Below are 23,081 nucleotides of genomic sequence, written 5' to 3' on the forward strand. Positions count from 1 at the left end.
TGCGCCTCGAAGGCCGTAGGGTATCTGATGCAATGATCGGACGTTAGGGATATAGGGCGATTGCCCTCGACGGTACGCCCGAACCCCCACCGTCCGCCCCAGCCTGCACGAATGCCCCACGGGAAGGTCCGTGCGGCGCTAACCTCGGCTCCACGCAGTGATGGAGCTGTGACGCGAGCGGGCGAGGCGGAGGCGCGACGGTGACCGAGCAGGAGAACGCAATTCGGGCGGGTGCTGGTTCCGCCCCCGACGGCGACGTCACCGCGCCCCGGGTCCGGCTGCGAGACCGCGACGCCGAACTGCGCTCGGTGGAGGCCGCCGTCGACCGGCTCTGCCGCGGCTTCGCCGCCGGTGGCACCGAGATCGGCGACCTGCTCACGTTCTCCGGCCGCCCCGGCATCGGCAAGACCAGTCTGCTGCACGAGGTCCGGCGGCTCGCCAAGCTCCGCGACGGCGCCACCGTGCTGTTCGCCCGAGGCGGCGAGCGGCAGTTCAAGGAGCCGTACCACGTGCTGCGCCAGCTGCTCCAGCCCGTGCTCACCGACCTGAAGCCCGACGTGTTCAGCCAGGTCATGGGCACCTGGGAGGAGGTCGTCGGGCCGGCCATGGGCCTGAAGCAGCCCAAGGTCGGCGCCCGCCGCCTCGACCCGCAGGGTGTGCGCGACGGCCTCGACTACGTCATCACCCAGCTCGCGCCGCGCCGCGCCCCGATGGTGATGATCGTCGACGACCTGCACTGGGCGGACGGGGAGTCACTCTCCTGGCTGACCAAGTTCGCCATCCGATCGAGTGAACTTCCCGTCCTGCTCGTCTTCGCCTTCCGGGAGGACGAGAACGACTGGCCCGCCGAGACCCAGGACTTCCGCCGGGACGTCCTCGCGCTCAAGGGCCGCAAGCACGAACTCAACCGGCTCTCCCTCAACTCCGTCACCGACATGATCCGCGCCGAACTCGGCGACAAGGCCGAGGACGCCTTCTGCTACGAGTTCTGGAACGTCGTCAACGGCAACCCCTTCGAGGCCAACACCCTGCTCGACCAGGTCCGCGAGCAGGAACTCGAACCCGTCGAGGAGAACTCCCGGCAGCTGCGCGAACTCGCCGTCGACGCCGCCGGGATGACCCTCAAGAGCTGGCTGGACCGGCTCGGCGCCAGCACCCTGCGCTTCGCCTGGGCCTGCGCGATGCTGGGCACCGACATCCGGGTCGACCTCGCCACCCGGATCTCCACCCTGAGCACCGAGGGCGCCCGCGAGGCCATCAAGCAACTGCGCAAGCAGCGCGTGCTGACCCAGACCCCCAACGGGAACCTGGAGTTCGTCCACCCGCTGATCGCCAGCTCCATCTACAACACCATGCCGGACGCCACCCGACTCGGGATGCACGGCATCGCCGCCGCCGAGATCGAGAACGCCGGACTCGGCCTGCTCGCCGCCTCCCGCCACCTGGTCGAGACCCACTCCGGCGAGGGCGACGACCGGATCGTCAAGAAGCTGCGCCGCGCCGCCGTCGAACACCAGCTGATCGGCGCCCCCGAGGCCGCCCAGCGCTGTCTGCACCGCGCGCTCAACGAGCCGCCCGCCGACGAGATCAAGGCCGAGGTGCTGTACGAACTCGGCTGCTCCGCACTGCTCACCGACCCCGTCGCCACCGTCAACCAGCTCAAGCTGGCCCTCGACCCCGACGAGGTGCCGCTGCGCCCCGCACTGCGCGTGGACGCCACCTTCCGGCTCTCCGAGGTGCTCGCCCACGCCGGTGAGCTGGGCCAGGCCGCCGTGGTCTGCCAGGACGAGGCCGAGCTCACCGCCGACCCGGCCGCGCGCCAGCGGCTCCAGGCCGCCTCGTTCATGTGGCACGCCTTCCGCAAGTCCGAGGAGGACGGCCCCGGCCGCTCCGCCCGGCTCGGCGAGATGTGCCGCAACCTGGGCGGCCGGGAGGCGGCCGACCGGGCCGTGCTCGCCATGCGCGCCTGGGACCTCACCCTGCGCGGCGCCCCCTCCGCCGAGGCGCTCGCGCTCGCCGACGAGGTCCTCGACGTCGGCCGGCTCCCCAAGGGCCTCGGCTGGACCGACACCACCTGGGGCTTCGAACTGCCCTCGATGCTCGGCCTGACGTACATCTACAACGACCGCATCGCCCAGGCCGAAAGGCTGGCCGCGGACGCCATCATCCAGTTCGAGATCGCCGGTTGGAGCGGTGCCCACCGGGGCTTCGCCTACTTCCTGATGGGCCTGGCCCGGTTCCGCCGCGGCCTGCTCGCCGAGGCCGAGGACTTCCTGCGCCGGGCGTACCGCATCTCCGAGCGGATCGGGGAGAAGCTTCCGCTGGCCTGGGACGCGATCGGCGTGCTGGTCGACACCCTGATCGCCCGCGGCCGGGTCGACGAGGCCTGGAACCTGGCCAACGAGTTCGGCTTCCACCCGCCGTACCACTCGACGGCCATGGTGCTGCCGGACGCCGCCTCGCTGTACGGCAAGCTGCTGGTCGCCAAGGACAAGTACGCGGGCGCGGCCGCCGCGCTCACCGAGGCCGGCGCCCAACTGGAGGTCCGCGGCTGGCGCAACACCGTCTGGGCGCCCTGGGCCGGCCACCTCGCCATCGCGATCGCGCGCGACGAGCCCGAGCGGGCCCGCGAGTACGCCCAGCAGGCGGTCATGGACGCCCGCGCCTTCGGCACCGCCTCGGCGATCGGCAGCGCGCTGCGCCTGCAGGCCAGGATCGAGGACGGCCAGGCGGCGGTCGAGCTGCTGGAGGACGCCGTGGCGTACCTCGGGCAGTCCCCGGCCGGCTACGAGCACGCCGTCGCGCTGGTCGACCTGGGCGCCGCGCTGCGCCGGGTCGGGCGGCTGGACGACGCCCAGGAGTACCTGTACCAGGGCATCGAACTGGCCCAGCACTGCTCCGCGGAGGGGCTGGTCGACCGCGCCCGGCGGGAGCTGGCCAACTACGGCCTGCGGCCCAACCGGCTGGGGCTGCGCGACTTCCGGGAGACCATCGAGACGCTCAGCAGCGCGGAGTGGGAGGTCGCCAAGCGGGCCGTGCAGGGCGTGCCGCCGCAGCGGATCGCCGACGAGCTCGGGGTGCCGATCGGCCTGGTCAACCGTCGGCTGGCGGCGGTCTACCGCAAGGCGGGCAGCGGGCCGGACGGGCTGGCCTCGGCGCTCGGGCTGCCGCAGCAGCAGCGGGACGCGGGCTGGTTGGAGGACCTGGACGACTAGAACGGATGGCGCGTGGCGGGCGGTGGTCGGCGGGCGGCGCCGGGCGCGGCGTGGTGCGCCCGGTGGGGTCGCGGGTGGTGCCGGGTGGGGTCGGGGCGGTGCCTGACGGGTGCGTAGCCGGTGCCTGCCGGGTGCCCAGGGGCCCAAGTGGTGGACGGTGGCGCGCGGGGCGGCGCGTGGGCGCGCGGAAGCGCCTGCGCCGCGCCCGCCGTCGCTAGGCTGACCGACACGGGGCTGCCGCGGCGCCCCCTCGACGGACCCGGAACCGGGTGGCCGCGGTGCGACCGGGCCGCCAGTGAGGAGCAGGCCAATGGCGAGCGAGGCCACCAGCGTGCGGCAGGAACCCCTGGAGCCCTCGGGCGCCGGCGCCGCGATCGGGCGCTGGACGCTCACGGCCGGTCCGTACGAGGCGAGCGTGCTCACCCTTGGCGCGACGCTGCACACCCTGAGCGCGCCGGACCGCGCCGGCCGCTGTGCCCAACTGCTGCTGTCCACCGACCGGTTGGCCGAGATCCTCGGTCCGGCCCGGCACTACGGCACGGTGGTGGGCCGGTACGCCAACCGGATCGACCGCTCGTCGGTCACCATCGACGGCGAGGAGCACCAGCTCGCCGGGACCGGTGGCGGCATGACCATCCACGGAGGTCCGGACGGCTTCGCGCACCGGATGTGGGAGGCCGAGCAGGTCGAGGGCGGGGTGCGGCTGGCGCTGCACAGCCCGGACGGGGACCAGGGCTTCCCGGGGGCGATGGACGTCACCGTCACGTACACCCTGGCCGCCTCCGGTGAGCTGGTGATCGCCTACCGCGCCGTCACCGGCAAGCCGACTGTCGTCAACCTGACCAACCACGCGTACTTCAACCTCTCGGGTGAAGGCAGTGGCGACGTCCTCGGCCACCTGCTCACCCTGGACGCCGACGCCTACACCCCGGCCGACGAGCGGCAGATCCCGTACGGCAGGACCGAGCCGGTGGCGGGCACGCCGTTCGACTTCACGGTGGCCACGCCGGTCGGCAAGTCGGTGCACGACGAGCACCCCCAGCTGACCGGGCCGGGGGGCTACGACCACAACTGGGTGCTGCGCGCCCGGCCGGCGGACGGCAGCCCGGCGCGGGCGGCGCGACTGGAGGACCCGGTCAGCGGCCGCACCCTGGAGGTGCTGACCACCGAGCCGGGCATCCAGGTCTACACGGCGAACAAGTTCCAGGGCGCGGTCACCGGCGCGAGGGGCGTCCCGTACGGGCCGTTCGCCGGGATCGCGCTGGAGACCCAGCACTTCCCGGACTCCCCGCACCACCCGGCGTTCCCCAGCACGGAGCTGCGGCCGGGGGAGGAGTTCCGTTCGACGACCGTGCTCCGGCTGGGGACCGACGGGTAGGGGCCGACCGGTGGAGCCGAGTCCTGCCGCCCGACCGGTGGGCCGAGTCCTGCCGCCCGACCAGTGGTTCGGTCCTACGGCCGGAGGTCCCGGCGCATGCAGAGCCGGGGCCAGCGGTCCAGACCGTGCTCGGCCTCCTTGCGGCGGATCTCGCGCAGGCCGGGGGTGAGTTCCTCCCCGGCCAGCGGGCGGAAGCCGCAGCGGGCGTAGTAGGGGGCGTTCCAGGGCACCTCGGCGAAGGTGGTGAGGGTGAGCGCGGGGGCGTCGGCGGTCTCGGCGAGGTGCTCGATCAGCGCCCGGCCGATGCCGCGGCGGGCGTGGTCGGGGTGTACGGAGACCTGTTCGATGTGGAGCGCGCCGTCCACCGGCTCGGCCAGCAGGTAGGCGGCGACGGTTCCGTCGGGGGCCTCGGCGACAAGGGCGACGCCCCGGTCCAGGTAGTGCGCCAGCTCCTGGGGCGCGGGAGGTTCGTCCTCGGTGATCTCGGGCATGCCGATCGCGGCGAAGGGTGCGCCGGCGGCCCGCTCCAGCTCGGTGAGCAGCGGAAGTTCGTCCCTGGTGACGGCTCTGATTCGCATGCGTCCAGTCTGCTGCAGGCCGCTTTCGGCCACGGACGGTGGTTTCGTCGGCCAGTCCACAGTGGGGCGAATCGGACGAACTCGGGCAATCGGCGCTGTCGTCAACTACCGTGCGGCAACGTCAAGGACACGCGGGCGTAACGATCGCGGTTTCTTGCAGAAACTTTCTGCAAGGACTTTCGTCCTTCTTGTGCCGCTGTTAACTTCCTTCCCGAGCCCGACGGCAGCAACGGTGCGGTCGGTACGAGGCAGCCACATTATGCGCCTGTCTCCGAACATCTCGGGCACCCCCACCCTCCCAAGGAGTTCTCATGCGGCGTGGCATCGCGGCCTCTGCCCTCGTTGTGGCCCTCGCGGTCTCGATGGCTGCCTGTAGCAGCAGCGGCTCCAGCTCCGACGGCAAGGCCGACGGGCCGGTCACCCTCACGTACTGGGACACGTCGAACGCCACCAACGAGGCGCCGAACTACCAGGAGCTCGTCAAGAAGTTCGAGGCTGCGAACCCGAACGTCAAGGTCGACTTCGTCAACGTCCCGTTCGACCAGGCGCAGAACAAGCTGCAGACCGCCATGGGGGCCAAGGGCGCTCCGGACGTGTTCCGCTCCGAGGTCGGCTGGACCGCCGCCTTCGCCAAGGCCGGCTACCTCGAGCCGCTGGACGGCACCCCGGCCGCCGCCGACACCTCCGCCTTCCAGCCGAGCCTGATCCAGCAGGCCAAGTACGAGGGCAAGCTGTACGGCGTCCCGCTGGTGACCGACACCCTCGGCCTGATGTACAACAAGGAGCTGTTCGCCAAGGCGGGCATCACCGAGGCGCCGAAGACCTGGGACGAGCTGAAGACCGACGCCGCCGCCGTCAAGGACAAGGCCGGCGTGGACGGCTTCTGGCTGAAGGCCGCGGACGGCTACTACGCGCTGCCGTTCCTGTTCGGCGAGGGCACCGACACCGTCGACGCCGCCGGCAAGAAGATCACCATCACCTCGCCGGAGGCCGTCAAGGCCGTCGAGACCTACAAGACGATGTTCACCTCGCCCGGCACCGCCAAGGCCGACGTGACCACCGACGCCTACGCGCACATGATGGACGCCTTCAACAGCGGCAAGGTCGCGGCGATCATCCAGGGCCCCTGGGAGATCACCAACGTCTACAAGGGCTCGGCCTTCGCGGACAAGAGCAACCTCGGCATCGCCGCCGTCCCGGGCGGCTCCGCCGGCAAGGGCGGCGCCCCGACTGGTGGCCACAACATCTCCGTCTACGCGGGCGCCGACAAGGCCCACAAGGCCGCCGCGGAGAAGTTCGCCGCCTTCATGACCTCGGCCGAGAGCCAGGCGTTCATCGCGCAGAAGAACGCCACCCTGCCGACCCGCTCCGACGCCTTCACCGCCGACGTCAAGGCCGACCCGGGCATCGCCGGCTTCCAGGCCGTGCTGAGCAGCGCCAAGCCGCGCCCCGAACTGCCCGAGTACAGCTCGCTGCTGGCCTCGCTGAACACCAACCTGGGCAAGGTCGTCCAGGGCACGAACACCCAGGACGCGCTGAACACCGTCGCCACCGACTACGCCAAGCTCCTGCCGGGCTTCGCCAAGTAGTCCCTGTGCCCGGCCTGCCGGTCGACGGGTGACGGTGGACGGGTGACGGCGGACGCGGGGCGGCGAACGAACAACAGAGAACAGATTTCATCATCTGTCAGTTGTCATCTGTTCGCTGCCCGCCGTCCGCTGCCTCCCGCCACCGCCACCCGCCGCCCCTCCGGCGAGCCGGGCCGTCGGCTCTCCCCCGAGAATCCCCCCGAGAAGGTGCAAACGATGTCAGTCGCCGTGCAGGGCGCCACCGACAAGGGCAGCCGGGAGCGCGAGCAGCGTCCGGGCCTGCTGGAACGCGTGAAGCGCTCCTACTCCAAGCACTGGTACGCCTACGCGATGATCGCGCCGGTCGTGCTGGTGCTCGGCGTGCTGGTGCTCTACCCGCTCGCCGAGGGCATCTGGCTCACCCTCACCGACGCCAACAGCCTCAACGTGGCCCGCAAGATCGGCGTCAACGAGATCCCGGCGAGCTACGAGTTCGTCGGCTTCCACAACTACGCCGACATCCTGTGGGGCCCCGGCTCGTACGACCGCTTCTGGTCGCACTTCGTCTGGACCATCGCCTGGACGGCCGTCTGCGTCTTCCTGCACTACACCCTCGGCCTCGGCCTCGCGCTGCTGCTCAACCAGAAGATGCGCGGTCGCGCCGCCTACCGGATGCTGCTCATCCTGCCCTGGGCCGTACCGACCTTCGTGACCGTCTTCTCCTGGCGCCTGATGCTCGCCGACGGCGGCGTCGTCAACGGGATCCTCTCCTTCCTGCACCTGCCCGAGCCGGGCTGGCTCACCGATCCGTGGGCGCAGAAGGCGGCCGCGATCATGGTGAACACCTGGGCCGGCGTGCCGTTCATGATGATCTCGCTGCTCGGCGGTCTCCAGTCGATCCCGGCCGAGCTGTACGAGGCCGCCGAGATGGACGGCGCCACCGCCTGGCAGCGCTTCCGGTACGTCACCCTGCCCGGGCTTCGCTCCGTCTCCTCCACGGTCGTGCTGCTCGGCGTGATCTGGACGTTCAACCAGTTCAACGTGATCTTCCTGCTGTTCGGCACCGGCGCCCCCGACGCCCAGCTGCTGGTCACCTGGGCGTACCGGCTCGGCTTCGGCCAGATCCCCCGGGACTACGCGCAGTCCGCCGCCTACGGCGTGATCCTGCTGTCCATCCTGATCGTCTTCACCGCCTTCTACCGGCGCTGGCTCGCTCGCAACGAGCAGGCCAACGGCTGAGGCCCCGGACCCAGTTGACCCACGAAGGCAGGTAACCCGATGAGCACCACCACCGAAGTCCCGGCCCGCGCGGCGGCCCCGGCCGCCCGGCCCGCCAAGGTCCGCCGCCGCGGCGAGCGCAGCCCGCTGGCCCGGGCACTGTCCCACGGCACCCTGATCCTGGCCGGCCTGATCGCGCTGTTCCCGGTCGCGTGGATCCTGTTCGTCTCGCTCGGCCCGGACAAGACCGACTACCTCCACCCCGGCCAGATCTTCGACAAGCTGACGCTGTCGAACTACCAGCACGTGCTGTCCGACACCGACTTCTTCACCTGGTTCGGCAACGCCCTGCTGGTCTCCGGCATCACCACCGTGTTCGGCGTGATGCTCGCCGCCACCACCGGCTACGCCGTGTCCCGGATGAAGTTCCCCGGACACAAGCCGCTGATGTGGTCGCTGCTGGTCACCCAGATGTTCCCGATCGCCGTGCTGATCGTGCCGATGTACACGATGCTCTCCGAACTCGGCCTGCTGGACAGCTACACCGGCCTGATCCTGGTCTACTCGACCACCACCGTGCCGTACTGCGCCTGGCTGCTGAAGGGCTACTTCGACACCATCCCGGTCGAGATCGACGAGGCCGGCCGGGTCGACGGGCTCAGCCCCTTCGGCACCTTCTGGCGGCTGGTGCTGCCGCTCGCCCGCCCGGGCCTGGCGGTGGCGGCCTTCTACTCCTTCCTCACCTACTGGGCCGAGGTGCCGTTCGCCTCCACGTTCATGCTCAGCTCCGACAAGTACACGTTGGCCGTGGGCCTCCAGACCTTCGTCAGCGAGCACGACGCCCAGTGGAACCTGATGGCCGCGACCGCCGTGCTGATCGCGATCCCGTCCGCGGCCTTCTTCTACCTGGTGCAGCGCCACCTGGTCACCGGACTGACCGCCGGTGCCTCCAAGTCGTAGCGCGCCGCCGCGTCGTCACGCGCCTCCACATCCCAGCGCCTTCCGCTCCTCTAGTCCCCAAGGGATACCGTCCATGACCCAGAACCTGGCCGACACCTCCCGGCCTGCCGCCGACACCGCTCACGAGGCGAACGTCAGCGCGTCCAGAGGCTGGTGGCGGGACGCGGTCATCTACCAGGTGTACCCGCGCAGCTTCGCCGACTCCAACGGCGACGGCATGGGCGACCTGCCCGGCATCCGCAGCCGCCTGCCCTACCTGCGCGACCTCGGGGTGGACGCGGTCTGGCTCTCGCCGTTCTACGCCTCGCCGCAGGCGGACGCCGGCTACGACGTCGCCGACTACCGCGCGGTGGACCCGATGTTCGGCACCCTGCTGGACGCCGACGCCCTCATCCGGGACGCCCACGACCTGGGCCTGCGGATCATCGTCGACCTCGTCCCCAACCACTCCTCGGACCAGCACGAGTGGTTCCAGCGCGCGCTGCGCGAGGGCCCCGGCTCCCCGCTGCGCGAGCGCTACCACTTCCGCCCCGGCAAGGGCGAGCAGGGCGAACTGCCGCCCAACGACTGGGAGTCCATCTTCGGCGGCCCGGCCTGGACCCGCACCGAGAACCCGGACGGCACCCCCGGCGACTGGTACCTGCACCTGTTCGCCCCGGAGCAGCCCGACTTCAACTGGGAGAACCCGGCCGTCGCCGACGAGTTCCGCTCGATCCTGCGGTTCTGGCTCGACATGGGCGTGGACGGCTTCCGCATCGACGTCGCCCACGGCCTGGTCAAGGCCCCCGGCCTGCCCGACCTCGGCGGCTCCGACCAGCTCAAGCTGCTCGGCAACGACGTCATGCCGTTCTTCGACCAGGACGGTGTGCACGAGATCTACCGCAGCTGGCGCGGGATCCTCGACGAGTACCCGGGCCAGCGGATCGGCGTCGCCGAGGCCTGGACCCCGACCGTCCAGCGCACCGCCAACTACGTCCGCCCGGACGAACTGCACCAGGCCTTCAACTTCCAGTACCTGGGCACCGACTGGGACGCCACCGCGCTGCGCGAGGTGATCGACCTCTCGCTCGACTCGATGCGCCCGGTCGACGCCCCCACCACCTGGGTACTGTCCAACCACGACGTCACCCGGCACGCCACCCGGTTCGCCAACGAGCCCGGCCTCGGCACCCAGATCCGCACCCCCGGCGACCGCGAACTCGGCCTGCGCCGCGCCCGCGCCGCCACCCTGCTGATGCTCGCGCTGCCCGGCTCGGCGTACGTCTACCAGGGCGAGGAGCTCGGCCTGCCGGACGTCACCGACCTGCCCGACGAGGTCCGCCAGGACCCGTCGTTCTTCCGCCAGGCCGGCCAGGACGGCTACCGCGACGGCTGCCGCGTCCCGATCCCGTGGTCCGGCACCGAGGCCCCGTACGGCTTCGGCCCGGTGGCCGGCGGACCGTCCTGGCTGCCGCAGCCGGCCGAGTGGGCCGGGCTGAGCGTCGAGGCGCAGACCGGCGACCCGACCTCCACCCTGGAGCTCTACCGCAGCGCGCTGGCCGTCCGCCGGGCCCAGCCCGACCTCGGCGCCGGCACCGGGGTCGAGTGGCTGGAGAGCCCCGAGGGCACCCTGGCGTTCCGCCGCGGCGCCTTCGTCTGCACCGTGAACACCACCGGGGAGCCGGTGCGGATCGCGGCCCCGGGCACGCTGCTGCTCGCCTCGGCCGACCTCGTGGTGGACGGCGGCGAGACGGTGCTCGCACCGGACAGCACCGGCTGGTGGGCGGTCTGACGTGGTTGGAATAGGCTCTGGGACCGTGACTACGGCGCGACTCTCAGACATCGCGGCGCAGGCGGGGGTCAGCGAAGCCACCGTCTCCCGCGTGCTCAACGGCAAGGCGAACGTTTCCGCCGCCACCCGGCAGACCGTTCTGGCGGCGCTGGACGTGCTCGGGTACGAGCGGCCGACCCGCCTGCGCCAGCGCAGCGCCGGGCTGATCGGTCTGATCACGCCGGAGCTGAGCAACCCGATCTTCCCGGCGCTGGCCCAGGTGATCGAGCAGGTGCTCAGCCGGCACGGCTACACCCCGGTGCTGTGCACCCAGACGCCGGGCGGGTCCACCGAGGACGAACTGGTGGACATGCTGGTGGACCGGGGAGTGGCGGGCATCGTCTTCGTCTCCGGGCTGCACGCCGACTCCACCGCCGACCACGACCGCTACGCCCGGCTGGCCGGGCGCGGGGTGCCGTTCGTGCTGATCAACGGCTACAGCGAGAAGATCGACGCGCCGTTCATCTCGCCGGACGACCGGGCCGCGATGTGGATGGCTGTCCAGCACCTGGCCGAACTCGGGCACGAGCGGATCGGGTTGGCCGTCGGGCAGCGCCGGTACGTGCCGGTGCTGCGCAAGATCGAGGGCTTCACGGCGGCGATGCGCGAGGTGCTCGGGCACAGCGCGGAATCGGCCGAGAACCTCGTCCACCACACGCTGTTCAGCGTGGAGGGCGGGCACGCGGCGGCCGGCGCGCTGCTCGACAAGGGCTGCACGGCGATCGTCTGCGGGAGCGACATGATGGCGCTCGGGGCGATCCGGGCGGTGCGCCAGCGCGGGCTGTCGGTGCCGCAGGACGTGTCGGTGGTCGGGTTCGACGACTCGCCGCTGATCGCCTTCACGGAGCCGCCGCTGACCACGATCCGCCAGCCGGTCGAGGCGATGGCCACGGCGGCGGTGGACGCGCTGCTGGAGGAGGTCGGCGGAAACGCCGCCCAGCGGGGCGAGTTCATGTTCCAGCCGGAGCTGGTGATGCGCGGGTCCACGGGGGCCTGCGCGCGCTGAATCCCGGCGGCCGCGGCCGACGCGCGGGCCCCGGAGGGCGGTTGCCCTCCGGGGCCCTTCGGCGTGCGCGCGGCCGGTCGTGGCGGCCGTCGGGTGGTCAGCCCTCCTGGGTGGTCGGCCGGTCGGCGGTCAGACGGTGCCCGTCGGCCGCGTCGCCGGTCCGGGTCTCGGTGCGGCGGCCGCGGGCCAGGTAGTCGCGCAGGACCAGTTCGACGGCGTCCTGGGGGTTCTTGGTGCCGGAGAGCATCATCACGTCGATCGCGAGGTTCGCGTCGAGGGTGACGGTGACCTGGGCCATGTGGACTCCTCCTCGGGTGTCCTCGGGTGCAGAGCAGCAGCATGCCCGTTGGAGCGGGGATCCACCACGGGGATACGGCCGGAGGTACGCCGGAACCCCCGGGGGGAGCGACCAGACTCTCCCCGGGGGCGTGGGTGGTCAGCGTTCGGGCGACAGCTGACAGATGATGAAATCTGTTACCTGTTACCTGTTACCTGTTACCTGTCAGCTGAAGCCCGTCGGCTGTCCGACTGCGCGCCGTACTCAGACCCGGCCGGCGAAGTCCGGGGCCCAGTTGGCGATGCTCTGCTCGCGGACGCCCGAGCTCGGGTTGGCGGCCTCGACGTACTTGCCGTTGCCGACGTAGATCGCGACGTGGTAGACGCCGGAGTCCTTGCCGTTGTTGGACCAGAACAGCAGGTCGCCCGGCTGGAGGCTGTCCAGCGAGACGTGGGTGCTGGCGGCGGCCTGGTCCGCGGCGACGCGCGGGACGGAGACGCCCGCAGCGCGCAGCGCGGCCTGGGTCAGGCCGGAGCAGTCCCAGCCGCCGTTGCCGGTGCCGCCGTAGACGTACGCCTGACCGACCTTCGACTCGGCGAAGGCGACCGCGGCGGCCATGCTGCCGGTGGCGGCCGGAGCCTGGGTCTGGGCCTGCGGCGCGGGCTTGGTGGCCGGCTTGGCGGCCGGGGCCGGGGTCTGCGCGGTCGGCTGGGCGTTCACGGCACCGCCGTTCGCGGACTGGCCGGACTTCTGGGAGCGGTCCGACCCGGTGGAGTCCGAGCCGTTCGCACCGCCGAAGGACAGCTGCTGGCCCGGGTAGATGGTGTCCGGGCCCTCGGTCAGGGTGCCGCGGTTGAGCTCGTACAGCCGCTGCCAGCCGCCCTGCACGTTGTGCTGGTCGGCGATCGAGGACAGCCAGTCGCCCTCGACCACGGTGTAGTCGCCGTCCTGGGCCTGCTGCTGACGCTTCTGGACCCAGTCGCCGCGGTTGCCGGAGGCGATGGAGCCCGCGGTGGCCTGCGCGCCGTCCTGGGCGGGCGCGGCGGGCTTCGTGGCGGGGGCCTGGGGCTTCGCGGCCGGAGCGGCCGGCTTGGCGCTCTGGACGGGCGCGGCGGGCTTGGAAGCGGTCGAGCCCGTGGTCGAGCCCGCCGAGGTGTCGACGGCGGCCGGGGTGCCGCCCTTGGTCAGGCCGGCCTTGACGGAGCAGACGGGCCAGGCACCCGGGCCCTGCGAGGCGAGGACCTTCTCGGCGATCGCGATCTGCTGGTCCTTGGTGGCCAGGTCGGCGCGCGCCGCGTAGGCGGTGCCGCCGAAGGCGGACCAGGTGCTGGAGGTGAACTGGAGGCCGCCGTAGAAGCCGTTGCCGGTGTTGATGCTCCAGTTGCCGCCGCTCTCGCACTGGGCGACCTTGTCCCAGGTGGCGACGGAGGCGGCCGAGGCGGTGCCCGAGGTGAGGCAGGGGACGGTGAGGCCGACGCCCGCGACGCCGAGGGCGGCGATCACGCGGCGGGTGCGGCTGGGCAGGCTGGTGCCGTTGGTGGGCAGCATGAAGACGGAGTCCTCTCCCACGCCTGCGAGGTGAGCTGTCGGATTCGGGCTGGAGTTGCCCGGCCGCGCTGGTGGGCGCGGCTTCACCCCTAGCCCTGGACCGTTCCGGAGACCGGTCCGGGGCGACTTACCTGTGGGTCCCCCGCTCCTGCCGTGGTGCGTTTTCGCGCTGCCAGGACATCCGACGGCAGGACTCGGCGTCGCGGATGAACCGGGTTCGTGTGGTCACGAACGGGGAGCACGTTAATCAGACTCAAGTTCAAACTGCAAACCACTGTGATGTGCATCACGGTTTAGTGGGAACTGCCAAAATTGCTGCCACCCATGATCGCAAATGATCGTTTTCGGGCAATGTCGTTGCTGAAGTCGACAACTGGCTCCACCTCAGGGCTGACGTGACGGCGCGTCGAGTCGCGGAGTCGGCGCACCCTGACGGTGGGGGAGTGGTCGCGATTCGAATGCCTGGCCCCGCGCTCCCTATTCCCTTTCAAATACCGCCAGAACGGACATTCCGCGCCATTGTCGTCCGCATCCCGGCGGGAGGGTGGCACGGGAGGGGCGACCCGGGAGTGACGACGCTCGGGCGGTGGGAGTGGGAGGGGTAAAGCGAAGGGCCCGGAACGCAAGCCGTTCCGGGCCCTTCCGAGCGCGCTGAGCGGCGCGCGGAGTCGACTACTGCCCGGCGGGCGCCTCGGCGGCCGCGTGGGCGCCGCGAGCACCCTCCACGACGCCCTCGGCCTCGGCGGCGGCCGCCGCCTCCGCCTCGGCCCGCGCCAGGTCCTCCGGGGACGGCGTGGGCAGCGCGGCCAGGTACGTGGAGGCGATCAGCTGGCCGACCGACGGGTACGACCCCAGCGGCGCGGCCGACGGGCAGCCGGTCTCCTCGGCGGCGGTGGCGAGCAGCTCGGAGTCCGCCTCCGGGCCGATCACCAGCGGGGCCAGCGCCGGGCGCTGCGAGCCGGTCTCCCTGAGGTGGTTGACGGCCGCGGCCACCGAGCCGGGCACGTCGAGCGCGGCGGCGACGACCGGCACGGCCAGTCGGGCGGCCAGCAGCACGCCGGTGATGCCGGCCGCCGCGGCGGCGTCCTCGCCGCCGACGGTGGTCAGCACCACGCCGTCCGCGGCGGTCGCGATGGCGAACAGCCGGGCGCGGTCGGCCCGGGCCAGCCCGGCCTCGGACAGCCGGACGTGCACGGCCTCGGCCAGCAGCGGGTGCGGGCCCAGCGGGTCGGTGACGGGCGCGCCGTACTCGGCGGCGAGCGCGTGAAGCTCGGTCAGGAAGGTGTGCGGGCCGGGCACCAGCGGCACCAGGACGGGCATCGGCAGCCCGGCCTCGGCGGCCAGGGTCAGCAGCTCGGCCACGGTGCGGTCCTCGCCGTCCGCGCCCTCGGTGCCGTCACCCGGGAGGTAGCCGACCGCGGTCTGGACGCCGTTCTGCTCGGTGCGGACGATCGAGAGCAGCTCCTCGACGACCGAGCGGGACTCGGGCCCGGCGGTCGCGGGCACGGCGAGCACCAGGGCCGGGGCGCCGGCCGGGATCTCGGGGCGCTCGGGACGACGGTGGCGCCCCCGCGCACGGGAGCCTGGAGTGCGGACGGGCAGTGGCGCGCCCGGGATGGCTGCGGTGCTCATGCCGGAGATCGTAGGACATCTGCCCGTCAGGCTTGCAGTCGGCTGCCGTGCGGGATTCACGTGAGCGCCGTGCGGACCCGGTGCGTCCTCGGCGTCGGTCCGGGCGCTTTGCCTACAATCCGGACATTCTTCGCCCAATCCCCGCATGGTCGCCCGTGATTGTCTCGACGTGATCCGAGGGGCGGGCGTTGCACCCGGGGCGCGTGAGATGTCTCACAGCATGAGGGTGGTTTGACTGAGGGTCACGGGCATGCGACTCCCGGCATTCGAAGATCAACATTCGGCGGGGAGGTGCTCACGGCCGGTTATCGCAAACTCGGCGATTCCATCGGCTATGTCCGTTTACGTACCGTCAGGAGAAGGGTCCGTGAAGAGTTCGCGCCTGCGGATAAAAGGCCTCGTGCACCTGCAATGTCTCGTGCTGATGCACGTGCACTGCAGCTATCATCGCGTCAAGTGAGGCGTTGTGCCGGACCGGTACGGGGCCGGTCCGTTCGTTTCGGCGGTGCCGGGGGCGCCGCGCTGGACGACAACTCCGGAGCTCTTCGGGAGACTTCTATGCACGACTCGCAGGACACGCACGGTTCGTACGACACCTACAACGGGATGGCCGCCGCCGATCTCCAGGGGGTGGTCTGGCAAAAGAGCCTGCACAGCAACTCCCAGGGCAACTGCGTCGAGTTCGCGGCCCTGCCGGGCGGCGACGTGGCGATGCGCAACTCGCGCTTCCCGGACGGACCGGCCCTCATCTACACCCGGGCCGAGATCGCCGCCCTGCTGCTGGGGGCGAAGGACGGGGAGTTCGACCACCTGGCGGTCTGACCGGCCGCCGTGCTCCACCATCGGGGGGCCGTCGTGGGTGCCGACACCACGACGGCCTTTGTCTTTTCCTTGCTCCGGACGACCCCTTCTCCGGGCGACCCCTTCTTCGGACGACCTCCGCTACGGAGGCCTCGTCCGGCGGCGTCCCAAGGAGCCGTGCGGCCGTCCCGCCGCCCTGGGCCGCTCGCGGGCCGACGGCACCGGAAGGTCTCGGCGGGGCCTGGTGGAAGGGCCCGGAGTGTGGTCCTCCCGGGGCTTCCCGCGACCGGCCACACGCCGTCAGGCGCAGGGTCCGTCCCGGGTGCACGGGTCCGTCCCGCCTGCGCGGCCCGTCCTAGGCCGAGCGCCGATGCCGTCCGCCGACCTCGACGGGCCCGTCGAGCGGTGAGCGGCCGCCGAGCCCGGGGTGTCCGTCCAGCGGGCAGCCGCCGACCGTCTCCGCCTCGAACATCGCCCAGACCACCTTGCCGCTGCCCAGCGGGTGCCAGCCCCAGGAGCGGCTGAACGACTCCACCAGGTGCAGCCCGCGGCCCGACTCGGCGACGAAGTCGGCCTCCCGGGCGACCGGGCCGATGCTGCTCGGATCGCTCACCGCGCAGACCACCTGGGGTGCGCGGTGCACGAGGCTTATTCGGATCGGGAGCCGGCCGTCCGCGGTCGGCTGTATGGGAAAGTCGTACTCGCCCTGGGCGCCGCCCGACGGGTCGGGCCGTGCGCCGATCGCATGCCGGAGCGCGTTGGTCACGAGTTCCGAGGCCACCAGCGCGACGTCGTCGAACAGCTCCGTCAGGCCCCAGCGCTGGAGCGTGGTCCGAGCGAAGTCGCGCGCGGTTCTGACGGCTTCGAAGCGAGGAGCGAGCGTGCAGGTGACCACAAGGGGGTCAACCGCCAAGGCCGTACCGGTGCTCATGAAGAGCTCCTCCCATAAGGGGGCGGACACGGCTGGACCCGCCGGGGTCATGCCGGTCACCTCCGACTCGCTCGGCCGCTCGGCCGCCCCCTCGACCAGGCGCGCGCGCACTCGAACGCCCGATGACGCGGGGGACGCCGTCGGGTCGGTGCACGGAGTCGCGCGTGGGGTCGACGCGGAGCCCGCGGGATTGCCAGGGATGTGCAGGTGCACGTGCACCATGGTGGTGTGCGCTCACTGCAGATGCAAGAGTCGATTCACGTGCAGTCGCACTATTGGCATATGCAAGCGCCGAATGCACGTGCATCCTGGTGTGTGGAGCGTAGAACTGATAGGAACATCCGTCAGTATCGGCACCGTGAGCGCTCAACTGATGGCAGACTGTGCGCTGTTTGCCCTAGGTGGAGGTTTCGACCGCATGACCACAGTTCAGCCGGGCGGCGGCTCGATGGTCCGCCGGATCCTCCTCGGCTCGCAGCTGCGCCGCCTGCGCGAGGCGCGCGGCATCACCCGCGAGGACGCGGGCTACGCGATCCGGGCCTCCGAGTCCAAGATCAGCCGCATGGAACTCGGCCGCGTCAGCTTCAAGGAGCGTGACGTCGCCGACCTGCTCAGCCTGTACGGCGTGGACGACGGCATCGAGCGGGAAGCCCTGCTCGGCCTCGTCCGCGAGGCCAACAAGTCCGGCTGGTGGCACAGCTTCAACGACGTGCTGCCGGGCTGGTTCCAGACCTACGTCGGCCTGGAGGAGGCCGCCCAGCTGATCCGCACCTACGAGGTGCAGTTCATCCCCGGGCTGCTCCAGTCCGAGGAGTACGCACGGGCGGTTTTCGGCCAGAGTCGGCCGGTCATCAGCGAGGAGGAGGTCGAACGGCGGGTCAGCCTCCGGCTGCGCCGCCAGAAGCTGCTGGCCGAGGGCGCCAGCCCGCGCCTGTGGGCGGTCATCGACGAGGCCGCGCTGCGCCGGCCGGTCGGCGGGCCCAAGGTGATGCGCGGTCAGGTGCAGTACCTGATCGACGTCGCCGAGCAGGCCAACGTGGTGATCCAGGTCATGCCGTTCCGGTTCGGCGCGCACGCGGGTGAGTCCGGGGCGTTCACGATCCTGCGCTTCCCGGAGCAGGACCTCGCGGACGTGGTCTACCTGGAGCAGCTCACCAGTGCGCTCTACCTGGACAAGCGCGACGACGTCGACGCCTACATCCAGGTCATGGAACGGCTCTGCGTGGACAGTCTCACGCCGGAGCGCACGATCGACCTGCTCGCCTCGATCCTGAAGGAACGCTGAGCCGCTGCCGTCCGGGGCCTGTGAACCGCCTCTCTCACGAGGCCCCCCGGCAGTCGGTCGCCAGGCCGTCCACCCGCGGTCAGCCGCGGGCCGGCGGCCGTTCGCGTTCCGGCGGCGACGGCTGCGGCGGGCGGCCCAGCTCCCAGGGCAGGTCGTAGCGGCGGAAGAGGTCGGCCCGGATCGGTGCCAGCGGGATCTCGGCGCCCGGCAGCAGCACCCCGATGCAACCGCCCATCAGCGCGCTGCGCAGCACCGCGTGCTCGGCGACCGGGTCGGGTGCGCCCCAGTCCCGCAGCAGCCCCTGGAGGATCGCGCCGAGCTGTTGCTGCTCAGGGTCCTGGACGAAGGCGCCGGTGTCCGGGTCGAGGATCAGTGCCAGGTGGGAGCGCATCACCCGGGGGTGGTCCAGTGCCAGTCCGAGTACGGCGTCGATCGCCCGGGCCAGCCGGGCGTCGGGGGAGGCGTCGGGGGCCAGTTCCGCCAGCGCGCCGGCCAGCGCCTGGTGCATCATCCGGTGCGTCGCGGACTGCATCAGCAGCCGTTTTCCGTCGAAGTAGTAGGAGGGCAGCCCGCGGGCGAGCCCGGCCCGCTCGGCGATGTCGGTCAGCGTGGTGCCCGCGTAGCCGCGCTGGTCGACCAGCTCGACGGTGGCCCGCATGATGCGGCGGCGGGAGCGCTGCCGCATCTCCTCATTGACCGAATCCCCGCGAGGTGCCATCGTGTCTGCTCCGAACGTTCATTGGTTTCGAGCCAATATACTTGCGGAGCCGAAAGCCGCACCGAGGAACCGTGCCCCGAGGGGCGTGGTCCGGGCGGCCGCCACGAAGACGGCCGGCTCCACCGACACGGGGGTTTGGTGGAGCCGGCTCCATGGCCCCGCGGCCCGGATGCCGACCGCGCGGGGCCGGGGGGTCAGTGCCCGGTCAGGACTTCGGTCCGGGTCTCGGTCGACCCGACCGGTGCGCTCACGGGGTCAGGCGCGGTCACGGGGTTCGGCTCGGTCACGGGAGCCGACGCGCGGCGCCGGTCGACCACGGCGCCCACCGCCGCGACCGCCAGGCCGAGGAGTGCGACCGCCGTGACGAACAGCAGCGCCGGCCGGTAGCCGTCCAGCTGGGCCTGCGGACTGTCGCCGCCCGCGCTGCCGGCCGTGATCATCGCCGTCGCTCCGGCCAGCACCACCGCGGTGCCGACCTGGATGGCGGTGTTCACCAGGCCCGAGGCCAGGCCCTGCTCCTCGTCGGCCACGCCGGCGGTGGCGGCGATGTTCACCGAGGGGAAGGCGAACGCGAAGCCCACGCCGAGCAGCAGCATCGAGGGCAGCACCAGGACCGGGTACGAGCTGTGCTCGTCCAGCCGCAGGAACAGCGCGAACGCGGCGACCAGCGAGAACACGCCGATCGGCAGCAGCCGCCCGGTGCCGAAGCGGTCCACGATCGGGCCCATGAAGGGGGCCGAGAGCGCGATGATGGCCCCCGCGGGGAGCAGCCCGAGGGCCATCTCCAGGGCCGACCAGCCGAGCAGGTGCTGGAGGTAGAGGGTGACCACGAACTGGAACCCGCCGTACGCGCCGGTCATCGCGAAGGCGACCACGTTGGCCCGGGCGACCGAGCCGTTGCGGAAGATGCCGAGCCGGACCAGCGGGTGCGCGGTGCGGCTCTCCACCCGGAGGAAGGCGGCGGCCAGCGCGGCGACGACGAGCAGCGAGCCGAGGGTGCGCGGGCTCAGCCAGCCGGCGCCCTGGGCCTCGGTGACGGTGAAGACCAGCAGCAGAACGGTCGCGGTGCCGGTGATCGCGCCCAGCGCGTCGTAGCCGCCCTTGGCGCGCTCCTCGACCGGCCGGGGGAGCAGCCGGACGGCGAAGAGCAGGGCGAGCAGCGCGACCGGGACGGGCATCAGGAAGGTCCAGCGCCAGCCGACCGAGGTGAGCAGGCCGCTGAGCACCAGTCCGAGCGAGAAGCCGCTGGCGCCGCAGGTGGTGTAAATCGACAGCGCGCGGTTGCGGGCCGGGCCCTCCGCGAAGGTCGTGGTGATGATCGACAGGCCGGCCGGGGCGGTGAAGGCGGCGCTGACGCCCTTGAGGAAGCGGGCCGCGATCAGCAGGCCGCCGTCGTCGACCAGGCCGCCGACCAGTGAGGCGGCGGCGAACACGCCCAGGGCCACCAGGAACACCCGGCGGCGGCCGAGCAGGTCGGCGGCGCGGCCGCCGAGCAGCAGCAGGCCGCCGTAGCCGAGTACGTAGCCGGAGACCACCCACTGCAGGGCGGAGGTGGACAGGTGCAGGTCGGCGCCGATGGACGGCAGGGCGACGCCCACCATGGAGACGTCCAGGGCGTCCAGGAACATGGCGGCGCAGAGCACGATCAGGGTGCCCCAGAGGCGGGGAGTCCAGTGCGGCCCGCTGGTTGACGGGGCGTCGGGTGACGTGACGGTCGCGGTGGTCATGGGGAGGACAGTACATGCACATGCATTGAATGCAAGAGCATTAAATGTAGCTGCAACAATTGCCTGTGCATGCTAAGGTGGCGGGGTGGCTGAACTCGACTCCCCGGCGGAGGCCGGTCTCGTCGCGCAGTGGCGCGAGCTGCTGGCCCGGCAGGCCGCCGCGGCCTGCGCGCTCGACCGCGAGCTGGGCGACCGGTACGGGCTGGGCATGAGCGAGTTCGAGGTGCTGGAGCGCCTCGTCGAGGAGTGCGGCGGCGGCAGGCCCGCGGTGCGGGTGAGCGAGCTCGCCCACACCGTCCACCTGAGTCAGAGCGCGCTCTCCCGGCTGATCGCCCGCCTGGAGAAGGCCGGGCTGGTCACCAGGGCGATGTGCGAACGCGACCGGCGAGGTGTCCTGCTCACCCTCACGGAGGCCGGCCGGGAGCGCTACGAGCAGGCCAGGCCGCTCCACCGCCAGGTGCTGGAGGAGACCCTCGGCGACGGGCGCGGTCCGTCCTGCTTGCCATCCTCCACCGACTGACTGTTCGTCAGAGATGCTTCGCTGGGGCGGAGTCGGCCCCGCGGCGACGCTCGGCGACTCAGAGCAGTGAGTGAAGCCCCGGCGCCGCGGCCAGCAGGAGGACCACGGCGGGCGCGGCGAGTGCCGCCAGGGTGAGCCGCAGCCGGTGCGGGACGGAGAGTCGCGGACGGCCCGCGAGCAGCCGGTCCACCCGCTTCGGGGACTGCGCCAGGCCGGGCGGGCAGGAGCCGAACACTCCACGGTCCAGGTTGAGTTCGGCCAGCGCGAGGGCGGTGGTGTGCCGGCCGTGCCGACGGGCGGCCCGGTCGTCGGCGGCCAGCTCGACCAGCTCCGCGACCTGGTCCCGGAACGCCCTGAACACGCCGACCCCGGGGAAACCGGAGGCGAGCGCCTGGGCGAACTGCTGGAGCCAGTGGTGTCGCGCCCGGACGTGGCCCCGCTCATGGCTCAGCACCGCCGCCAGCTCCCGGTCGGTCAGCTGCTGGAGGGCCCCGGTGGTGACCACCAGCCGGGAGTCCGGCCCGGGCAGCGACCACGCCTCCGGGCGGACGTTCTCCAGCACCACCAGCCGCTCCCGGCGGCTCCGCGCGGCCTCGATGGTGTCCGGCAACTCCGGGGACCGGGTCGACAGTTGGGCGTGCCGGCGATCGCGCAGCGCCTTGGCCGTGCGGACCTCCCGGGTGAGCGCCAGCACCGTCTGCACCCCGCCCGCGGCCAGTACCGCGGCGCACAGCCGTCCCCAGCCCTCGCCGTCCTGGAGGGCGTACGCGGCTTCCACGCCGTGCGGTGCGCCCGCGAACACCAGCGCGCGCAGTTCCGGCAGGGCGGCGGAGGCGGCCAGCAGCAGGCCCAGCGCGCAGCAGAGCAGCACGGCCACCACCAGGCACTGCCACACCAGCAGGGCCAGCACCGGTTCGCGCTCCGCCCAGCGGGCCCGGGACAACAGCCGGGGCGCGACGGTCGAGAGCAGCAGGCCGAGCAGCAGCAGGCCGATCAGGGCAGGCATCGATGGGCTCCCCGAGTACGCACGGAACGCGACAGCGCGCTCCCTGCCAACCTATGCGCTGGCGGCGCCCGGTGGAACGGCTTTCGACGGGCCAGTGACCAACGCCACGCCACCGCGGGGGCCTTGGGTGTCGGCGACCGGGGCGGCAGGCGGGTCGGCGGGCCTGGTGTGCGGTCGTCACATGGTCAGGAGCATGGCGAACATGCCGATCCCCATGGTGAGTCGACAGGCCTGCGGCAGTCCGGCGGTGCCGACCGCGAGGGTGCCCGCCGGTGTGCGCAGCAACCGGCTTCCGGTCCAGATCGTGTAGCCGCCGAAGTAGAGGAGGAGCGCGCCGGTCAGCACCGGAAGGCCCAGGGCGGCGGCGTGCCGGTGCCCGTGGCCGGAGGCGGTCGCCATCGCGAGGCCCATGTACGTCATGGCGAGCGCGCCGACCGCGTGGTGCAGCCGGTGTGCCCGGCCGGCCGGGGCGTGGGCGGCGGCGAGCAGGAAGGCGGCGGCGGGGAGGCCGAAGAGTCCGGCCCAGACGGCGGGTGGGACGGTGGCGCCGGTGATGGCCATCGCGGCCATGCCGAGCCCCATCAGGGCCTCGGCGGCGTCGGACTCCCGGGCGAGCGGTCGGTGCGTGCCGCCCGGGGCGCAGGGGGAGCGGCGCAGCCGGGTCAGGCAGGAGGTGCCGGCCCCGGCGGCGAGGAGGGCGAGGAGCCAGTTGACCAGGGTGGGTCCGTGCAACGGCGGCCTCCCGGGGCGGTGGGCGACCCCCGTGCGCGGCGACGGACGTCCGGTCCACGATCACCGCACCCGGCAGCGCGCGACCAGAGCGCGTACGGGGGCGCACGGTGGTGCCCACCGTTGCGAAAGCCCCGGCCGCACACCTGTCGCACACCCGGCCGCACCCCAGGG

18 protein-coding genes, 1 pseudogene and 1 riboswitch are annotated in these 23,081 nt (G+C 72.1%); of the genes and pseudogenes, 10 read left to right on the plus strand and 9 right to left on the minus strand.

What is annotated here, in order from left to right:
* Nucleotides 1-200 precede the first annotated feature (200 nt).
* Both ACGF0D_RS12235 and ACGF0D_RS12240 read left to right on the plus strand, forming a co-directional pair.
* Nucleotides 201-3,215 carry an ATP-binding protein gene (locus tag ACGF0D_RS12235; protein ID WP_392915190.1) on the plus strand — a complete coding sequence of 1,005 codons (3,015 nt, stop codon included), beginning with the start codon at nt 201-203 and terminating at the stop codon, nt 3,213-3,215.
* A 310-nt stretch (nt 3,216-3,525) separates the two neighbouring features.
* Complete coding sequence (locus tag ACGF0D_RS12240; RefSeq protein ID WP_392915193.1) at nt 3,526-4,593, plus strand: aldose epimerase family protein; 1,068 nt, start codon at nt 3,526-3,528, stop codon at nt 4,591-4,593.
* 74 nt (nt 4,594-4,667) lie between these two features.
* Here ACGF0D_RS12240 and ACGF0D_RS12245 read toward each other — a convergent pair whose 3' ends face one another.
* A complete protein-coding gene (locus ACGF0D_RS12245; protein WP_392915196.1) occupies nt 4,668-5,171 on the minus strand; it encodes a GNAT family N-acetyltransferase in 504 nt (167 codons plus the stop codon).
* 311 nt (nt 5,172-5,482) lie between these two features.
* Here ACGF0D_RS12245 and ACGF0D_RS12250 point away from each other — a divergent pair, with 311 nt between their 5' ends.
* The 5 genes from ACGF0D_RS12250 (at nt 5,483) to ACGF0D_RS12270 (ending at nt 11,733) form a co-directional block, all read left to right on the plus strand.
* Nucleotides 5,483-6,760, plus strand: a complete 1,278-nt coding sequence (locus ACGF0D_RS12250) for an extracellular solute-binding protein (protein ID WP_392915199.1) — start codon at nt 5,483-5,485, stop codon at nt 6,758-6,760.
* Between the two features lie 216 nt (nt 6,761-6,976).
* Nucleotides 6,977-7,978 carry a carbohydrate ABC transporter permease gene (locus tag ACGF0D_RS12255; RefSeq protein ID WP_392915202.1) on the plus strand — a complete coding sequence of 334 codons (1,002 nt, stop codon included), beginning with the start codon at nt 6,977-6,979 and terminating at the stop codon, nt 7,976-7,978.
* Nucleotides 7,979-8,017: 39 nt separating this feature from the next.
* Entirely contained in the window at nt 8,018-8,917 is a 900-nt protein-coding gene (locus ACGF0D_RS12260) for a sugar ABC transporter permease (RefSeq protein WP_392875702.1), read from the plus strand.
* A gap of 73 nt (nt 8,918-8,990) precedes the next feature.
* Nucleotides 8,991-10,688, plus strand: a complete 1,698-nt coding sequence (locus ACGF0D_RS12265) for a glycoside hydrolase family 13 protein (protein WP_392915204.1) — start codon at nt 8,991-8,993, stop codon at nt 10,686-10,688.
* 25 nt (nt 10,689-10,713) lie between these two features.
* On the plus strand, nt 10,714-11,733 hold the full coding sequence (locus ACGF0D_RS12270; protein ID WP_392875707.1) for a LacI family DNA-binding transcriptional regulator: 1,020 nt from the start codon (nt 10,714-10,716) through the stop codon (nt 11,731-11,733).
* 97 nt (nt 11,734-11,830) lie between these two features.
* On the opposite strand, the gene ACGF0D_RS12275 is transcribed toward ACGF0D_RS12270, so the two are convergent.
* The 3 genes from ACGF0D_RS12275 to ACGF0D_RS12285 all read right to left on the minus strand — a co-directional run bounded on the left by ACGF0D_RS12275 (nt 11,831) and on the right by ACGF0D_RS12285 (nt 15,190).
* The gene (locus ACGF0D_RS12275; RefSeq protein ID WP_392875710.1) at nt 11,831-12,031 is read right to left on the minus strand and encodes a hypothetical protein; all 201 of its coding nucleotides are present in this window, start codon (nt 12,029-12,031) and stop codon (nt 11,831-11,833) included.
* 243 nt (nt 12,032-12,274) lie between these two features.
* The gene (locus ACGF0D_RS12280; protein ID WP_392915206.1) at nt 12,275-13,579 is read right to left on the minus strand and encodes a transglycosylase family protein; all 1,305 of its coding nucleotides are present in this window, start codon (nt 13,577-13,579) and stop codon (nt 12,275-12,277) included.
* Nucleotides 13,566-13,727, minus strand: a riboswitch (cyclic di-AMP (ydaO/yuaA leader). Its footprint overlaps the gene before it by 14 nt.
* A 503-nt stretch (nt 13,728-14,230) precedes the next feature.
* Nucleotides 14,231-15,190 (minus strand): sirohydrochlorin chelatase, encoded by a 960-nt coding sequence (locus ACGF0D_RS12285; protein ID WP_392875716.1) that lies wholly within the window; start codon nt 15,188-15,190, stop codon nt 14,231-14,233.
* Between the two features lie 558 nt (nt 15,191-15,748).
* Here ACGF0D_RS12285 and ACGF0D_RS12290 point away from each other — a divergent pair.
* The gene (locus tag ACGF0D_RS12290; RefSeq protein WP_392875719.1) at nt 15,749-16,012 is read left to right on the plus strand and encodes a DUF397 domain-containing protein; all 264 of its coding nucleotides are present in this window, start codon (nt 15,749-15,751) and stop codon (nt 16,010-16,012) included.
* Between the two features lie 445 nt (nt 16,013-16,457).
* Here the strand turns inward: ACGF0D_RS12290 and ACGF0D_RS12295 are convergent.
* Nucleotides 16,458-16,922, minus strand: a pseudogene (locus tag ACGF0D_RS12295) (ATP-binding protein); the annotation flags it as partial.
* 418 nt (nt 16,923-17,340) lie between these two features.
* Between ACGF0D_RS12295 and ACGF0D_RS12300 the strand changes: the two are divergent.
* The gene (locus ACGF0D_RS12300; protein ID WP_188297256.1) at nt 17,341-18,207 is read left to right on the plus strand and encodes a helix-turn-helix transcriptional regulator; all 867 of its coding nucleotides are present in this window, start codon (nt 17,341-17,343) and stop codon (nt 18,205-18,207) included.
* Nucleotides 18,208-18,286: 79 nt separating this feature from the next.
* Here the strand turns inward: ACGF0D_RS12300 and ACGF0D_RS12305 are convergent, their stop codons facing one another.
* Together ACGF0D_RS12305 and ACGF0D_RS12310 are read right to left on the minus strand one after the other, a co-directional pair.
* Nucleotides 18,287-18,892, minus strand: coding sequence for a TetR/AcrR family transcriptional regulator (locus ACGF0D_RS12305; RefSeq protein WP_392875722.1), 606 nt, complete (start codon nt 18,890-18,892; stop codon nt 18,287-18,289).
* 227 nt (nt 18,893-19,119) lie between these two features.
* Nucleotides 19,120-20,652, minus strand: a complete 1,533-nt coding sequence (locus ACGF0D_RS12310) for an MFS transporter (protein ID WP_392875725.1) — start codon at nt 20,650-20,652, stop codon at nt 19,120-19,122.
* Nucleotides 20,653-20,737: 85 nt separating this feature from the next.
* On the opposite strand from ACGF0D_RS12310, the gene ACGF0D_RS12315 reads away from it, so the two are divergent.
* On the plus strand, nt 20,738-21,172 hold the full coding sequence (locus ACGF0D_RS12315; RefSeq protein WP_392915209.1) for a MarR family winged helix-turn-helix transcriptional regulator: 435 nt from the start codon (nt 20,738-20,740) through the stop codon (nt 21,170-21,172).
* Nucleotides 21,173-21,230: 58 nt separating this feature from the next.
* Here the strand turns inward: ACGF0D_RS12315 and ACGF0D_RS12320 are convergent, their stop codons facing one another.
* Both ACGF0D_RS12320 and ACGF0D_RS12325 read right to left on the minus strand, forming a co-directional pair.
* Complete coding sequence (locus tag ACGF0D_RS12320) at nt 21,231-22,178, minus strand: M56 family metallopeptidase (protein ID WP_392875731.1); 948 nt, start codon at nt 22,176-22,178, stop codon at nt 21,231-21,233.
* Nucleotides 22,179-22,355: 177 nt separating this feature from the next.
* Entirely contained in the window at nt 22,356-22,910 is a 555-nt protein-coding gene (locus tag ACGF0D_RS12325; protein WP_392915212.1) for a DUF5134 domain-containing protein, read from the minus strand.
* Nucleotides 22,911-23,081 lie beyond the last annotated feature (171 nt).

The organism is Kitasatospora sp. NPDC048298 (assembly GCF_043201465.1).
Lineage (GTDB): Bacteria > Actinomycetota > Actinomycetes > Streptomycetales > Streptomycetaceae > Kitasatospora.

Excerpts from the sequence above, each read along its gene's own strand:
- ACGF0D_RS12240 (WP_392915193.1), top strand. The coding sequence starts at position 3,526 with ATGGCGAGCGAGGCCACCAGCGTGCGGCAGGAACCCCTGGAGCCCTCG.
- ACGF0D_RS12245 (WP_392915196.1), bottom strand. The coding sequence starts at position 5,171 with ATGCGAATCAGAGCCGTCACCAGGGACGAACTTCCGCTGCTCACCGAG.
- ACGF0D_RS12250 (WP_392915199.1), top strand. The coding sequence starts at position 5,483 with ATGCGGCGTGGCATCGCGGCCTCTGCCCTCGTTGTGGCCCTCGCGGTC.
- ACGF0D_RS12255 (WP_392915202.1), top strand. The coding sequence starts at position 6,977 with ATGTCAGTCGCCGTGCAGGGCGCCACCGACAAGGGCAGCCGGGAGCGC.
- ACGF0D_RS12260 (WP_392875702.1), top strand. The coding sequence starts at position 8,018 with ATGAGCACCACCACCGAAGTCCCGGCCCGCGCGGCGGCCCCGGCCGCC.
- ACGF0D_RS12265 (WP_392915204.1), top strand. The coding sequence starts at position 8,991 with ATGACCCAGAACCTGGCCGACACCTCCCGGCCTGCCGCCGACACCGCT.
- ACGF0D_RS12275 (WP_392875710.1), bottom strand. The coding sequence starts at position 12,031 with ATGGCCCAGGTCACCGTCACCCTCGACGCGAACCTCGCGATCGACGTG.
- ACGF0D_RS12285 (WP_392875716.1), bottom strand. The coding sequence starts at position 15,190 with ATGAGCACCGCAGCCATCCCGGGCGCGCCACTGCCCGTCCGCACTCCA.
- ACGF0D_RS12290 (WP_392875719.1), top strand. The coding sequence starts at position 15,749 with ATGCACGACTCGCAGGACACGCACGGTTCGTACGACACCTACAACGGG.
- ACGF0D_RS12300 (WP_188297256.1), top strand. The coding sequence starts at position 17,341 with ATGACCACAGTTCAGCCGGGCGGCGGCTCGATGGTCCGCCGGATCCTC.
- ACGF0D_RS12305 (WP_392875722.1), bottom strand. The coding sequence starts at position 18,892 with ATGCGGCAGCGCTCCCGCCGCCGCATCATGCGGGCCACCGTCGAGCTG.
- ACGF0D_RS12310 (WP_392875725.1), bottom strand. The coding sequence starts at position 20,652 with ATGACCACCGCGACCGTCACGTCACCCGACGCCCCGTCAACCAGCGGG.
- ACGF0D_RS12320 (WP_392875731.1), bottom strand. The coding sequence starts at position 22,178 with ATGCCTGCCCTGATCGGCCTGCTGCTGCTCGGCCTGCTGCTCTCGACC.